The sequence below is a fragment of the Sphingomonas elodea ATCC 31461 genome (assembly GCF_000226955.1).
GTDB classification, from domain to species: Bacteria; Pseudomonadota; Alphaproteobacteria; order Sphingomonadales; family Sphingomonadaceae; genus Sphingomonas; species Sphingomonas elodea.
Genome location: NZ_AGFU01000019.1, coordinates 1 through 14,627, shown reverse-complemented (window position 1 = coordinate 14,627; position 14,627 = coordinate 1). Strand labels below are relative to the sequence as shown.

10 protein-coding genes, 1 tRNA gene and 1 pseudogene are annotated in these 14,627 nt (G+C 67.4%); 7 read left to right on the top strand and 5 right to left on the bottom strand.

All coding sequences use genetic code 11. The features are described 5' to 3' along the window. The first annotated feature begins 2,101 nt into the window (after positions 1-2,101). Positions 2,102-5,068: a TonB-dependent receptor domain-containing protein gene (locus KK7_RS20265; RefSeq protein ID WP_420186401.1), complete on the top strand. Its 2,967-nt coding sequence runs from the start codon at positions 2,102-2,104 to the stop codon at positions 5,066-5,068. Positions 5,069-5,202: 134 nt separating this feature from the next. Here KK7_RS20265 and KK7_RS0106885 read toward each other — a convergent pair whose 3' ends face one another. Genes KK7_RS0106885 through xseA form a run of 3 tightly spaced genes read right to left on the bottom strand, consistent with a single transcriptional unit; the run spans position 5,203 to position 7,788 of the window. Then, positions 5,203-6,039, bottom strand: a complete 837-nt coding sequence (locus KK7_RS0106885) for a M23 family metallopeptidase (protein WP_010543905.1) — start codon at positions 6,037-6,039, stop codon at positions 5,203-5,205. Further along, positions 6,036-6,236, bottom strand: a complete 201-nt coding sequence (locus tag KK7_RS0106880) for a DUF2093 domain-containing protein (RefSeq protein ID WP_029622982.1) — start codon at positions 6,234-6,236, stop codon at positions 6,036-6,038. Before KK7_RS0106880 ends, KK7_RS0106885 begins: the two co-directional genes overlap by 4 nt. Positions 6,237-6,279: 43 nt before the next feature. Beyond that, positions 6,280-7,788, bottom strand: a complete 1,509-nt coding sequence (gene xseA, locus KK7_RS0106875; RefSeq protein ID WP_010543903.1) for an exodeoxyribonuclease VII large subunit — start codon at positions 7,786-7,788, stop codon at positions 6,280-6,282. Here xseA and purD point away from each other — a divergent pair. Further along, positions 7,787-9,052 (top strand): phosphoribosylamine--glycine ligase, encoded by a 1,266-nt coding sequence (gene purD, locus KK7_RS0106870; protein ID WP_010543902.1) that lies wholly within the window; start codon positions 7,787-7,789, stop codon positions 9,050-9,052. The genes xseA and purD overlap by 2 nt on opposite strands. Positions 9,053-9,068: 16 nt before the next feature. Here the strand turns inward: purD and KK7_RS0106865 are convergent, their stop codons facing one another. Continuing rightward, positions 9,069-9,863: an SDR family oxidoreductase gene (locus KK7_RS0106865; protein ID WP_010543901.1), complete on the bottom strand. Its 795-nt coding sequence runs from the start codon at positions 9,861-9,863 to the stop codon at positions 9,069-9,071. Between the two features lie 82 nt (positions 9,864-9,945). Continuing rightward, on the bottom strand, positions 9,946-10,650 hold the full coding sequence (locus tag KK7_RS0106860; RefSeq protein WP_010543900.1) for an NAD-dependent deacylase: 705 nt from the start codon (positions 10,648-10,650) through the stop codon (positions 9,946-9,948). A gap of 77 nt (positions 10,651-10,727) precedes the next feature. Here KK7_RS0106860 and KK7_RS0106855 point away from each other — a divergent pair, with 77 nt between their 5' ends. The 5 genes and pseudogenes from KK7_RS0106855 (at position 10,728) to KK7_RS20260 (ending at position 14,483) form a co-directional block, all read left to right on the top strand. Continuing rightward, complete coding sequence (locus KK7_RS0106855) at positions 10,728-11,099, top strand: hypothetical protein (protein ID WP_010543899.1); 372 nt, start codon at positions 10,728-10,730, stop codon at positions 11,097-11,099. 41 nt (positions 11,100-11,140) lie between these two features. Further along, on the top strand, positions 11,141-11,869 hold the full coding sequence (gene dapB / locus KK7_RS0106850; RefSeq protein WP_010543898.1) for a 4-hydroxy-tetrahydrodipicolinate reductase: 729 nt from the start codon (positions 11,141-11,143) through the stop codon (positions 11,867-11,869). Then, the gene (gene nth, locus KK7_RS0106845; protein ID WP_010543897.1) at positions 11,866-12,531 is read left to right on the top strand and encodes an endonuclease III; all 666 of its coding nucleotides are present in this window, start codon (positions 11,866-11,868) and stop codon (positions 12,529-12,531) included. The genes dapB and nth overlap by 4 nt, the downstream gene beginning before the upstream one ends. 69 nt (positions 12,532-12,600) lie before the next feature. Beyond that, positions 12,601-12,677: transfer RNA gene (locus tag KK7_RS0106840), tRNA-Arg, on the top strand. A 579-nt stretch (positions 12,678-13,256) separates the two neighbouring features. Next, positions 13,257-14,483, top strand: a pseudogene (locus KK7_RS20260) (IS3 family transposase). Positions 14,484-14,627 lie beyond the last annotated feature (144 nt).

The window sequence follows — 14,627 nt, the reverse complement described above, 5'->3', positions numbered from 1 at the left end:
TCGGTCTCGGCATTCCTGCTGAACCGCTCTTCCGATCTCGAGCGTGTTGTTTTCCTGGTCGAAGCCGGCGCGGACATGGTGGTCGCCGAGCAGGCTGAAGAAGCCGTCGACATCGGCGCGGTAGAATTCGCGCTCCGTGTTGTAGGGGAAGTTGGTGCTGCTGTTGGTCTGCCCGTTGAAATAGCCGCCCGGCGCAACCGTGGTACCGCCGTTGACGATCGGAGCGCCCGAATTGTTGCTCACCAGCGGGAGGCCGGCCGAGCCGGCGAGCGCCGCCTGATCGAACCGATCGCGCATGCGGCCATAGGCGCCGGATACGCTCAGCCAGCTGGCGAACTGGCCGGTATATTTGCCGACGAAGTTCACGCCGCCTGCCTTGTAGGCATAGACCGACTGGGCGATGCCGTAGCTCGGCACGTTGTTGGTCACGGTCAGCGCGTTGTTGTATTCGACGGTGGTGTTGCGCGTGTCGAAGATGGTGAATTCGAGGTGGTGGTTGTCGATCGGATAGGCGTCGATCTTGGCACCCCAGAACGGATCGTCATTGCGGCGATCGGTGCCGATGCCGGTGTTCACCGAATTGGTGAGGCTGGTGGAGCGACGGAACTCGGCGAGACCGTAGACGAACAGGCGATCCTTGATCACCGGGCCGCCCGCTTCCATGATCGCCGAATAATTGTCGACCGTGTCCGCAGAGCGCAGCGTGCGCGACGTGCACTTGCCCGAGGTGTCGCAGTTGAACAGGTCCTTGCTGTTCGAGCGGAGGAAGTTCGGCTCCCAGTTCAGGTGCAGCGCCGCGGTGAACTCGTTGCTGCCCGACTTGGTGACGGCGTTGACGATACCGCCGGTCGCGCGGCCGAACTCGGCCGGATAGCCGCTCGCCTTGACTTCGACGTTACGATAGAACTCGAACGGCACCCGCGCCGAGCCGAGATAATTGTCGAAATTGGTGATGTTCAGGCCGTTTAGGTAATATGCGTTTTCCGCCACCGACGAACCGCCGATCGAGGCGAGGTTGCCGAAGGCCGAGTCACCCTGCGAAGTACCCGGCGCCAGCAGGATCACCGAAGTAAGGTCGCGACCCAGCGGATTGGTCTTGACGAATTCCGACACGTCGACGTTGAGGCCGCGGGTGGTGCCCGTGAAAGCCGGCTGCGCCGCGGCGCCGGTCACGACGATTTCCTGGCCGGTCGACAGCGCAATGTTCAGCGCCGCGGTCTGCGACGGCTGGATGGCAACCCCCTCGGCACGATAGCCGGTGACGCCCTGCGACTGCACGACGATTTCATAGGTGCCGGCAGGCAGGCCGTTGAAGCGATAGGCACCCGAAGAGGTGGTGGTGGCCGACCGGTTGAAGCCCTGCGCGCTCGAGGTCACGGTGACTGTCGCGCCCGCGACGGGCGCCCCATTTTCGTCCGTCACCGTCCCCTGGATGGCGCCCGACGTATAGTCCTGCGCATATGCCGGCGCCGCCGTGGCCAGAACCGCAGCACTGGCGCCAACCAGCGCCAGCGCGTGCAAGGCTACCCCCGCACGCAACTTCCTTTGCGTCGTGTTCATCGATTTCCCTCGGTTAAACCCCGGCCGGATCGCTCCGGTCGAGGCTTGTCTCCCCGCTCTGTCCCGGCAAAGCCCCATGCGTGCCGAGCAGAACTGGGTGGAGGAAACAGGGAACGCGCGGGGGTGTAAAGTTTCAATCCTCTGTGAAGATACGCTTTCTTGCGCGTGTCTCAAAAGAGCAACAGTAGCGACTTTTTATGTCTCGCATATCGTATAAAGTGTTATGAAATGTTAACGGGGCAAGCAGCTATGCCCAAAAATGCGGCATCGCAAACACGCTGCGGTGCAACATTGTAACGCGAATCCGCCTTTTCGCGATTCCTAGCAGCTGTCAAATGTGCCATTTTAGATACAGTTCGTAACAAAGTGTACTTCCGGCACCTGCCCTCCGCTTTACAGCCCTGCGACCCACCTTCATCCTCAATCCCAAGCTGTTGGCGCATGCAGCTACGAAGCTGCGTGCGCAAAAGCTTGGGAGACATTTCCGGACGGGCACCCCGCCTCGGAAAAATAAGGAAACACCACACGTGAAATCCACTCGATTTGCATCTGGTCTGCGCGCCGGCACGGCGCTCGCAGGCCTCGGCGCGATCGCGCTCTTCGCCGCCCCGCGCAGGCACAAGACCAGACCACCGCTTCGTCGCAGACCAGCGCGCAGCAGGACCAGGCGCCGGAGATCGTCGTCACCGGGTCGCTGTTCCGCCGCACCGACACGGAGACCACCTCGCCGGTCACCACGCTGACCACCGAGACCCTGCAGCGCGCCGGCACCACGACGATCGCCGACGCGATCCGCGGCGTCTCGGCGGACAGCGCCGGATCGATCCCGACCGGCTTCCAGGGCGGCTTCTCGGCCGGCGGCCAGGCCGTGTCGCTGCGCGGCCTCGGCGTATCCTCGACGCTGGTGCTGATCGACGGTCTCCGCACCGCCAACTTCCCGCTGAACGATGACGGCCACAACGCCTATGTCGACCTGAACTCGATCCCGTTCAGCTTCGTCGAACGCGTCGACGTGCTGAAGGACGGTGCCTCGTCGACCTACGGCGCCGAAGCGATCGGCGGCGTGGTCAACATCATCCTCAAGAAGCACATCACCGGCGTGCAGGGCAGCTTCGAGGCCGGCGCCGCGGGCAAGGGCTATGCCTCGCGCGTTCGCAGCTACCTGACCGCGGGCTATGGCGACTATGACGCGTCCGGCTGGAACGTCTTCATCAACGGCGAGTATCAGCGCGACGGTCGCGTCTCCGCGAACGACGTGGGCTTCCCGTTCAACACCACCGACCTCAGTTCGATCGGCCTGGCGGACCAGAACACCGCCGACAGCGCGCTGAACTCGAACACGCCGAACGCGATCGTTCGCCGCGTCACCGGCAGCGACCTGAACAACCCGTTCTTCGCCGGTTCGACCGCGACCGGCACCTACCAGCTGCTCAACCCGGCGCTCTGCTCACGCACCTTCACGGTTGCCGGCGCTGCCGGCGGTACCGGCTGCGCGCACGATCTGGTCGACGAATACACCCAGGTCCAGCCGTTCCAGGAGCGCTTCTCGGTCAACGGCCGCCTCAGCGTCCGCCTGAACGACCATATCGAAGCCTATGTGACCGGCAGCTATTCGCACAGCCAGGTCAACATCAACGGCGCGCCGACCGCGATCCGCCAGCGCCAGCCCTATGGCGCGTCGCCGACCACCGCGTCGAACAACCCGGGCATCGCGCTGCCGGTCTATATCTGCTCGTCGGGCGTCAACTGCGCGACCGCGTCGGACCGCCAGCTCAACCCGAACAACCCCTATGCCTCGGCCTTCGCCGCAGACCCCGCCAACGGCGCGGCGCGCATCTATTATTCGTTCGGCGATATCAAGTCGGGCACCGAGCGCGGCAACGAGGTCATCCGCGGCACCTTCGGCCTGAACGGCGACTTCGGCGACAACTGGAACTGGCGCGTCGAGGCGGCCGGCGCCCGTGACAACATCAAGCTGGCGTCGTTCGGCACCATCAACATCGCCGGGCTGCGCCAGGCGGTGGCGACGGGGGCGTACAACTTCGTCAACCCGAGCCTGAACACGATGGCGACCCGCCAGCTGATCGCGCCGGACATCGTCGCGCGCGGCTCCAGCTCGCTCGCGTCGCTCGACGCGTCGATCTCGCACTCGTTCGCGCAGCTGCAGGGCGGTGAGCTCCAGGTCGCGGTCGGCGGCCAGATCCGTCGCGAGACGCTCGATTATCCGGGCCTCAACCCGGACAAGACCAACTATGCCAACACGGCGGCAGCGTTCGGCAAGCGGACCGTCAGCGCGGCCTATTTCGAAATCAGCGCGCCGATCCTGAAGCAGGTCGAACTCAGCGGTTCGGGCCGCTACGACCATTACTCCGAAGGGTTCAGCCGCTTCTCGCCGAAGGTCGGCATCAAGCTGAAGCCGATCAAGGAGCTGATGCTCCGCGGCACCTATTCGGAAGGCTTCCGCGCCCCGACCTTCGCCGAGAGCAACCCGCGCTCCAGCTTCCCGGGCTTCGTGACCTATCAGCCGCCGTGCAGCTTTGTGCTCGCCCATGGCGGTACGGCCACGGCAACCGGCTGCAGTGCCGGCAGCAACCCGTACGCACAGTCGTACAGCATCGGCGGCGGCTTCTCGGGCAACCCGAACCTGAAGCCGGAAACCTCGCGCAGCTTCACCGCAGGCGCGGTGTTCCAGCCAATTCGCCAGCTGAGCTTCACCATCGACTACTACAACGTGAAGAAGAAGGACGTGATCGTCGCGGGTCCGGACGCCGGCACCGCGCGCGCCAACTATTTTGCCGGCCTGCCGCTCCCGGCCGGCTATTCGGTCGGCGCCGTCGACGCACCCGATCCGCTGTTCCCGAACGCGCTGCCGCGCGTCCTGGTGATCAACGGCCCGTATGTGAACGCCGGCTACTTCAAGACCCAGGGCCTCGACTTCGGCGCCTCGGCGGAGTTCGGCATCGCGCCGGGCGTGAAGTTCTACAGCCGTGTGGACGTGAACAAGATCCTGAAGTTCAACGTCGACTTCGGTGACGGTGTCGTCCGCAAATATGTCGGCACGGTCGGCCCGTACGAGCTGTCGTCGGGCGCCGGCACGCCGGAATGGCGCGGCAACTGGCAGAACACGCTGGAGATCGGCAAGTTCTCACTCACCGCAACGACCTACTACGTCTCGCGGATCAAGCAGGTCGCGGCCGACGAAGAGGCACCGGGCGCGGATGGCAAGATCGATCTGTCGTGCGCGGCGGCAGCCGGGGATCTCTATCCCTATCCGAACGACGCAGCGCTCAACAAATATTGCTACATCCGCCGCTTCATCTACGCGGACCTGAACGCGCAGGTGAAGGTGAACGACGGCTTCACCTTCTACGTGAACGTCGGCAACTTTACCAACGAGCGTGCCCCGATTGCGACCTCGTCCTATTCGGGCACCAACTACCTGCCGACCTGGCACTATGCCGGTGTCATCGGCCGGACCTTCACGGCCGGCGCCCGCTTCAAGTTCTGATGCCGGACGGGGGAGCCGCAGGGCTCCCCCGGACGCAGCAGAGCCGACGCGCTTTCAGGGCCCGTCCTCTCCCGTCTCCCCTGGAGACGCGGCGAGGCGGGCCCTTTTTCTTGTTGGTGGAACGCGAGCCAGGATCAGCGCGCCGGCATCGCCCCGGCGACCAGCAGCGGATCCAGTCGCGCGCCGCGCCACATCAGCCCCCAATGGAGATGGGGGCCGGTCGCCCGGCCGGTCGCCCCCACCGCGCCGATCACTTGCCCCTGCCGCACCGCCTCGCCCTCGCGCACATCGATCCGCGACAGGTGCAGAAAGGCGCTCGACAGGCCCATGCCGTGATCGAGCATCAGCAGATTGCCCTCGAGCGTGAACGGCGCGCTCGCCGCCAGGATGACCACCCCGTCGGCAGGCGCGCGCACGGGGGCGCCGGTCGGCAGCGCGATGTCGATGCCCGAATGATAGGCACCCGGCTCCCCCGCATAGATGCGCTGCGAACCGAACAGAGTGGAGATGCGGCCGGTCGCCGGCCAGGCAAAGGCCCCGCGCCAGCCCTGCGCGCCGGTCTGCCGCGCCCGCGCCGCCACGATGCGCGCGAGCTCGGCCGGTCGCCGGGCGGCGAACTCGGCGCTGGGGACCGGAACCTTGGGCAGGCGATCGAGGCGCGAGAGGTTCCAGCTGCGCGCGGCGATCGACAGCGTTTCGCTGAGGGCCATGCCGTCGGCGCGCATCGCTTCCAGCCGCGCCACCGGCGCCGCATCGCGATCGAAGGCGATCAGGAAGCGGCCATCCGTGGCGCTATCGATCGGCTGGCCGTCCAGCCGCAGCGCGGTGGCACCGGGCGGCAGCTGCCCGCGCGCGATCCCGCCCTGCTCGAAGCTGCCGGCCAGCGCGAAGGGATCGCCGCCGGCACGGGCGGCGCGCGGGAGCAGCGGCAGCGCCAGCAGACCCGCGGCGAAGCGCCGCCGGGCGTTCATGCCTCCAGCAGGGCCTTGGTCGCGGCTTCGGGGCTCACATAGGCTTCCTGGCGGGCCACGCTCCAGTAGCGCAGCATGTCGACGGGGATGCGCTCGCCGGTAACCGCGCACAGCACATGGTCGCCGGGGGCGAGAACACGGAAGCCGTTGGCCATATAGTGCAGCTTGGCGACGCGGGCGGTGTTGGACATCAGCATGGGCGGCGCCATTCCTGCAGTTCGGTGGTGGGTCGGGTGCGCCCTAGAGCAGCGTCGGCTGCTCGGGCTTCGGCGGAACATAGGCCTTGCCACCCGCGCGCTCAACCCGGGCATCCACCGATCCATCGGCGAAATGCAGCGTCACGGCCTGCGCCGCGCGCGCATCCTCGGCCGAGGCGACCACCTTGCCGGTGCCGCGCCCCTCCACCCAGGCATAGCCCTTCTTGAGCGGCAGCTTGGGGTCGAGCAGTTCGAGATGCCGCCCCATCGCGGCCAGCCGCTCGGACGCGGTGGCGAAGCGGCGTTCGAGGCTGGCGAGCTTGAGCGCCTCGGCCGGGCGGGCGAAGCGCTGGCGCAGCGCCGCCAGCTCGCGGTCCGCTGCACGATCGAGCGGGAGCGCGCCCAGGCGTTGCCGCGCGGTCGCCAGCCGCTGTTCGAGCGTCGCCGGGCGCAGCGCCGCGCCGGCACGATCGAGCTGCCCGCGCGCCACAGTGACCCGCCGTTCGAGCCCCAGCCCGAGCCGCGCCCCGGCATCGTCGAGACGCTGCCGCTGCGGCCCCAGCAATGCATCGCGGCGGGGCAGCACGCGGACCAGCGCCGCCAGCTGCTCGCCGGCGCGTTCGTGGTAGCGGCGCACGCAGCGTTCGGTCCGGTGCGCCAGCGTGGCGATGCCGTGGCGGACGTCCGCCAGCACCGGCACCGCGATTTCGGCCGCCGCCGTGGGCGTCGGCGCGCGCAGGTCGGCAGCAAAGTCGCACAAGGTGGTATCGGTCTCGTGCCCGACCGCCGAGATGATCGGGATCGTGCATTCGGCCACCGCCCGCACCACGACTTCCTCGTTGAACGACCAGAGATCCTCGACCGAGCCGCCGCCGCGCGCGACGATCACCAGGTCCGGGCGCGGCACCGGGCCGCCGGGGGCGATCGCATCGAACCCGCGCACCGCCCGCGCGATCTCCTGCGCGGATCCGTCGCCCTGCACCTTCACCGGCCAGACGAGAACATGGGTTGGGAAGCGATCCTCCAGCCGGTGGAGGATGTCGCGGATCACCGCGCCGGTGGGCGAGGTCACCACGCCGATCACCTTCGGCATATAGGGCAGCGGCTGTTTCCGCTCCCGGTCGAACAGGCCCTCGCCCGCGAGCTTGGCCTTGAGCTTCTCGAGCAGCGCCATCAGCGCGCCTTCGCCGGCCAGTTCCATCCGTTCGATGACGATCTGGTACTTGGAGCGGCCCGGATAGATGGTGAGCTTGCCGGTGGCGATCACCTCCAGCCCGTCCTGCGGCTGGAAGGGCAGCGCGGACGCGGCGCCGCGCCAGATCACCCCGTCGATCACCGCGTCCATGTCCTTGAGCGCCAGATAGGCATGGCCCGAGGCGGCGCGCTTCCAGCCCGAAATCTCGCCGCGCAGGCGGACATGGCCGAACTCGCCCTCGACCATCCGCTTCAATCGACCGGAGAGTTCGCTGACGCTCATCGGTGCCGCGTTGTCCCCGGGCACCGCCTCGGCTACGAGCCGCGCCGATGAAGTCTCGAAAAGGGGGTCGGCCATGAACGTCCTGCTACTGGGGTCGGGGGGTCGCGAACATGCGCTCGCCTGGAAACTCGCGCAATCGCCGCTGCTGACGCAGCTCTTCGCCGCGCCGGGCAATCCGGGCATAGCGGCGCATGCGACCTGCGTCGACCTCGCCGCGACCGATCCGTCCGCAGTCCTCGCCTTCGCGCAGGAGCATGGCATCGGCCTGGTGGTCGTCGGCCCCGAAGCGCCGCTGGTAGCGGGCGTGGGCGACGTGCTGCGCGAGGCCGGCATCCCCGTGTTCGGGCCGAATCGCCTGCCGGCGCAGCTGGAAGGATCGAAGGGCTTCACCAAGGATCTGTGCGCCCGCGCCGGCATCCCCACCGCCGGCTATGTCCGCGTCCATGCGCTCGACGAGGCGCTGGCGGCGCTGGAGCCGTTCGGCCTGCCGGTCGTCGTCAAGGCGGACGGCCTCGCCGCCGGCAAGGGCGTGACCGTCGCGATGACCCGCGACGAGGCGGTCGGCGCCCTCACCGCGATCTTTGCCGGTGCGGGCGCCAGCGCGGTGATCGAGGAATTCCTCGACGGCGAGGAAGCCAGCCTGTTCGTCATCACCGACGGCACGGATGCCGTGCTGTTCGGATCGGCGCAGGACCACAAGCGCGTCGGCGAAGGCGATGTCGGCCCGAACACAGGCGGCATGGGCGCCTACAGCCCCGCCCCCGTGCTGACCCCGGCGCTCGAGCGCGCGGCGATGGACCAGATCGTCCTGCCGACCATCGCCGCGCTCGCTGCAGAGGGCATTCCCTATTCGGGCGTGCTCTACGCCGGCCTGATGCTGACGAAGACCGGCCCCAAGCTGATCGAATACAATGCCCGCTTCGGCGATCCCGAATGCCAGGTGCTGATGCTCCGGCTGGAGGACGACCTGCTCGAGCTGCTGCTCGCCACCGCGCGCGGCGAACTGGCGGGCCGCCCCGCCCCGCGCTTCCGCCCCGATACGGCGCTGACCGTGGTGATGGCGGCGCGCGGCTATCCCGGCACCCCGGAAACCGGCGGCGCGATCGCCGGGGTAGACGCGGCGGAGGCGGGCGGCGTCCGCGTGTTCCATGCGGGCACCAAGCGCGTCGGAGACACGCTGGTGGCGAGCGGCGGCCGCGTGCTCAACGTCACCGCGATCGGGCCGGACATCGCGCAGGCCCAGGCTGCGGCCTATCGCGGCGTCGATGCGATCGACTTCCCCACCGGCTTCTGCCGCCGCGACATCGGCTGGCGGGAACTGAAGCGGACCCAGGGCTGAGGCCGGCGGGGCGGCCTCAGCGCCGCCCCAACCGGCTCCGCTTGGCCTGCTTGCGGAGCGCCCCCGGCATCCAGCGCGCGGCGAACCAGAGCTTGCGCGCGGTCTTGCCGACACGGGTGTGGAGCACCTCGCCGTGCACCGCCGCCCAGGCGGCCTCGGCGACATCGCCTACCGGCGAGATCTCCAGCCCCGCGCGCCGGACATTCTCGCGGATCAGCTGGTTGGAGCCACCGGTCGGGTGGTCGAGCAGCGGCGTGTCGATGAAGGCGGGCATCAGCGTGCGCACCTTCACGCCGGCCGCCGACCATTCGCCGTCCAGCGCTTCGGCCAGTCCGCGCACCGCGAACTTGGTCGCCGAATAGATCGCCGCACCCGCCGTGCCGTAGATGCCTGCCGCCGAGCTGGTGATCAGCATCGCCGAGCCCGGCGTCGCGGCGAGCAGCGCGAACCCGGCATGCGCGCCGTGCACCACGCCGGTGAAGTTCACCGCGATGCAGCGCTCCAGCTCGGCCGCATCGGTGGTGGCAAAGGGGCCGCTGGTACCGATTCCCGCGTTGTTGAACAGCACGTCCATCCGCCCGCCGCTGGCCTGCGCGAAGTCGGCGAGCGCCGCCACCCACTGATCGCGGTCGCGCACGTCGAGCAGATGCGTCGTCGCGCATCCTTCGGGCAGCAGCGCCCGGGTTTCCTCCAGGCCCGTCGCGTTGACGTCCGCCAGCCCGACCCGCCAGCCCCGCGCCGCGAACAGCTGCGCCACCGCCCGCCCGATACCGGATGCGCCGCCGGTAATGAAAATCGCCTGCTGGGTCATGCCCGCCTCTCTCCGTGATCGCGACCCTGGTGCCGGGCCTTGGCCGCATTGTTCCGCACAATGCCGGCCGATGCCAGCCCGATCAGCCGCCGCCGAGCAGTTCGCCGACCCAGGCGGGCACCAGCGCACTCGCCGGGCCCATGCGGCTTTCCTCGAACCAGTGGCTGCCGCCCGAGGGATCGAGGTTCATCTCCAGCGTCGCCGCGCCGTAATGCCGGGCGGTCTGGACGAAGCCGGCGGCGGGATAGACCGCGCCCGAGGTGCCGATCGACACGAACAGATCGGCCTCCGCCAGCGCCGCCTCGATCCGCTCCATCTGATACGGCATCTCGCCGAAGAAGACGATGTCGGGCCGCAGCGCCAGCATCCCGCAATTGGGGCATTCACTCTCCGGCGGCAGTGCCTCGGTCCAACGCTCGCGGATGCCGCATGCCGCGCACAGCGCCGAGCGCAGCTCGCCATGCATGTGGAGCAGCCGCGTCGCGCCCGCCCGCTCGTGCAGGTCGTCGACATTCTGCGTCACGATCAGCAGGTCGCCGGGCCATTCGGCATCGAGCCGCGCCAGCGCATGGTGCGCAGCATTGGGCTCCACCATGTCCAATGCAGCCCGGCGCAGGTCGTAGAAGCGATGCACCAGCGCCGGATCGCGCGCCAGCGCCTCGGGCGTGCAGACATCCTCCACCCGGTGCCCCTCCCACAACCCGCCGGGCCCGCGGAAGGTGGCGATACCGCTCTCCGCCGAAATGCCGGCGCCGGTGAGAATCACGAGGTTTTGCAGGTCAGCCATGGCGCGACCCTAGGCCCGCCCCAGCGCCGCCGCAAAGTCTGGTTCTCGTCGGCCTCTCAAGGATCGGAGACAAGACCATGGCCCTGCTCGCCTTCGCCCTCGTCACGATCCTGCCGCCACCACAGACGCGCGGCCCCGCCGCCGACGAGGACGGCACGGCGCGCGCCTCCCGATCGCTCACCCAGCAGCGCTGCCCCGCGCCCAAAAGCGCCGACGAGATCGTCGTCTGCAAGCGCGACGAACCCGATCGCTATCGTATCGGCCCCACCCTGCCGCCACCCGCGCGGGCTCGCGCATTCACCCCCGCCCTCCGCCTGCCCGGCGGCGGCAAGGTGCGCGCCGAGGCGCAGCAGCACAGCGCCGGCGTCGCCTCCGCTCCCGCTGCCTTTGTGACGCTGCGCCTTCCGCTGGGCGGCAGAAAGAAAAAGCCGGACGCGGCGCAAAAATAGCCTCTGTCGTTCCGCCGCAGGATCGTGCAACAGCGCGGGCCATGACGAGCATCGGCATCTACGGCAGCATGGGGCGGATGGGTCAGGCGATCGCCGCGGCTCTTCCCGAATTCGGCGCCCGCCTGGCAGGCGGCACGGACGTCGGCGATGATCCCGCAGAGCTGGCCCGCAAGGCCGATGTCCTCGTCGATTTCTCGGCCACCGCCGCGCTGGAGGCGAATCTCGCCGCAGCCCGCGCCGCCCGCACCCCGATCGTGATCGGCACCACCGGCCTCGCCGAACGCCACCACCGCATGATCGACGCGGCCGCGCAGGAAATCGCGGTGCTGCAGACCGGCAACACCTCGCTCGGCATCGGGCTGCTCGCGCAGCTGATCCATGAAGCCGCGTCGCGGCTGGGTGCCGACTGGGACATCGAGATCGTCGAGACCCATCACCGCAACAAGGCCGATGCGCCTTCGGGCACCGCGCTGATGCTGGGTGCCGCCGCTGCCGAGGCGATGGGTACCACCCTCGCCGAGGCCGGGGTGAGCGACCGCGCCGGCCTTACCGGCCCGCGCGCCGCCGGCACCATCGGCATGGCCAGCCTGCGCGGCGGATCGGTGATCGGCGACCATACGGTGGTCTTCGCCAGCGACGGCGAGCGCATCGAGCTCACCCACCGCGCCGATGATCGCGCCATCTTCGCCAAGGGCGCGATCCGCGCCGCGCTCTGGCTGCCCGGCCGCGATGCAGGCCGCTACACGATGCGCGAGGTCCTCGGCGTGTGAAGAAGGCACAGCTCGTCGAGTTCTTCGCGCGGCTGGCGGCGGACAATCCGCACCCGGAAACCGAGCTCGAATCGGTCAACACCTTCACCCTGCTGGTCGCTGTGGTGCTCTCCGCCCAGGCGACCGATGCCGGCGTCAACAAGGCGACTCGGGCGCTGTTCGCGCAGGTCGACACGCCCGAGAAGATGGTGGCGCTGGGCGAGGCGGGGCTGAAGGAGCACATCAAGACGATCGGCCTGTTCAACACCAAGGCCAAGAACGTCATCGCCCTGTCCGAAGCGCTGATCCGCGACCATGGCGGCGCGGTGCCGGAGGATCGCGACGCGCTGGAGCAATTGCCGGGCGTCGGCCGCAAGACCGCGAACGTGGTGATGAACACGGCGTTCGGCCACGAGACGTTCGCGGTCGATACCCATATCTTCCGCGTCGGCAACCGCACCGGCCTGGCGCCGGGCAAGACCCCGCTGGCGGTGGAGCTGAAGCTGGAAAAGGCGGTTCCCCAGCCCTTCCGCTTGCACGCGCACCACTGGCTGATCCTGCACGGCCGCTACATCTGCAAGGCCCGCACGCCCGAATGCTGGCGCTGCCCGGTGGCGGATCTCTGCGCGTTCAAGCAGAAGACCCCGGCGCCCAAGGCGAAGAAGGCGGCAGGGGCCGCCTGAGCTTTTGGCAACGGACCGGCGAAACGGGCTGGCGTTCGTGCGATTGCTTTGCTAGTCGGCCCTTTCCAGGCACCCGTAGCTCAGCTGGATAGAGCGCTGCCCTCCGAAGGCAGAGGCCACAGGTTCGAATCCTGTCGGGTGCGCCATCTTTTCAATGACTTAGCGAGCGATCGCGACGGCCGTGCGGAAAATGTACGGAAACATCGTCGGACGAAATGCGCTCAAATGAACCCTCGGCAAGACGATCCGGGCGACGCCTCTGTACGCGCCGCACTAATCGCGCAGCCTCCTTAACCGATCGGGTGCGGGTCAACGGGAGGAATATCAGACTTCGCGGTAGTTACTTAATTAACATAAGTGATATCGCAGTGGGGTTTAGCCTACCTAACAGTTTTCCCTACACTTGGCGTGATATTTTATGGAGCAGAGTAGCACGGCGCGTCTTCGCGTTGCGCCCCAATTTCAGGCTCAAACGACGCAATGGAACACCCCCGAAAGCTACACTAAGCGTTGTCTGCCTTCTTGAGCGGTGTGGAAGGTTTTTCTGGAACAATTTCTGCCGAAATTTTTTCGTAATTTCTATCTTTTAGTGAGCTTCCTCTCTACGTGCAATATGCGCGACTACAGCATATACTGTGGTAACGTCCGTCGCCACTGACGAGTGAGGTGGACCCGGAAAACTGGACAGGTTGCTAAGCTAATCCTGACGTGAGGAACGAACGGGAATGAAGACGGCGAGGAGGCGCTACAGCGCGGATTTTAAGGCGAAGGTGGCGCTGGAGGCGATCCGTGGCGATGTGACGCTGGCGGAACTGGCTGCGAAGCATGGGGTGGATCACACGATGATCGCGGCGTGGAAGCGTCAGGCTATCGAAGGGATGTCGGCGACGTTCTCCGGTGCCGGTGAGGCGGCCAGGGCGGCGAGCGACGCGGAGGTGGACAAGCTGCACGCGAAGATCGGGCAGTTACTGGTGGAGCGGGATTTTTTAGCGAAGGCCTCCGCTCGGTGAGCGTGGCACGGAGGCGGGAGTGAATCGATCCTGCTCACCACTGCCTGTCGATCGCGGCGCAATGCCGTCTGCTGTCGATCAGCCGGTCGAGCTACTATTACGCGCCAATGCCGGAGACCGAAGAGACGCTGGCGCTGATGCGGGTGATCGATGCGGCGTCCCTCGACATGCCGTGGTACGGCAGCCGCCAGATGGTCCGGCATTTGCGCCGCAATGGCCATGATGTTGGACGACGACGGGTGCGGCAGCTGATGGCGAAGATGGGCGGAGCCGCGCCAGGCTCCAAGGATGCGCAGCATCGTTGGAAAGCGGCGGAGGGCTGTCGCCGATCTACCAGCGGCCGCGCACGAGCGATCCGCACCCGCAGCACAGGGTCTATCCCTATCGGCTGCGCAAGCTGGCGATCGAGCGACTGAACCACGTCTGGTGCGCGGATGTGACATATATCCCGATGCGCCGGGGCTTCCTGTATCTGGTCGCGGTCATGGTCTGGGCGACGCGCAAGGTGCTGACCTGGCGGCTGTCGAACACCATGGACGCGGGCTTCTGCGTCGCTGCGCTGGAGGAAGCGCTTACGCGCTTCGGAAGGCCTGAGATCTTCAATACCGATCAGGGCAGCCAGTTTACCGGCTTCGCCTTCACGAGCGTGCTGCGCGACGCCGAGATACGGATCAGCATGGATGGCCGGGGTCAGTGGATGGACAATGTGTTCATCGAACGCCTGTGGCGCTCCCTCAAATATGAGTGCGTGTATCTGCACGCGTTCGAGACCGGCTCGGAGCTGCGCGCTGGCCTTGGCCGGTGGATCACCTATTACAATCACCAGCGACCCCACTCGGGGCTAGCCGGGCGAACCCCGGCGGAAGCCTATGGGTGGATCGGCGCTTCAGATCATGGGGGGCATGCCCCCCCCATGATCTGATGACCAAAATGGCGGCATGATCGACAACCCGGATTAGCTTAGCTCAGCCGTAAAACTGTCCAAATAGGCGGGAGCACCTCACTTGGCGCAGGATGGCAGACAAGGTTAGCTCGACGCCGTGCTCTTGAGTGCGGTGTGGAGCTTTCAACGTGTTGCGTGTCGTG

Coding starts and splice junctions, on each gene's coding strand:
- KK7_RS0106885 (WP_010543905.1), bottom strand. CDS start 6,039: ATGAACGCCCGGCGGCGCTTCGCCGCGGGTCTGCTGGCGCTGCCGCTG.
- KK7_RS0106880 (WP_029622982.1), bottom strand. CDS start 6,236: ATGCTGATGTCCAACACCGCCCGCGTCGCCAAGCTGCACTATATGGCC.
- purD (WP_010543902.1), top strand. CDS start 7,787: ATGAACGTCCTGCTACTGGGGTCGGGGGGTCGCGAACATGCGCTCGCC.
- xseA (WP_010543903.1), bottom strand. CDS start 7,788: ATGGCCGACCCCCTTTTCGAGACTTCATCGGCGCGGCTCGTAGCCGAG.
- KK7_RS0106865 (WP_010543901.1), bottom strand. CDS start 9,863: ATGACCCAGCAGGCGATTTTCATTACCGGCGGCGCATCCGGTATCGGG.
- KK7_RS0106860 (WP_010543900.1), bottom strand. CDS start 10,650: ATGGCTGACCTGCAAAACCTCGTGATTCTCACCGGCGCCGGCATTTCG.
- KK7_RS0106855 (WP_010543899.1), top strand. CDS start 10,728: ATGGCCCTGCTCGCCTTCGCCCTCGTCACGATCCTGCCGCCACCACAG.
- dapB (WP_010543898.1), top strand. CDS start 11,141: ATGACGAGCATCGGCATCTACGGCAGCATGGGGCGGATGGGTCAGGCG.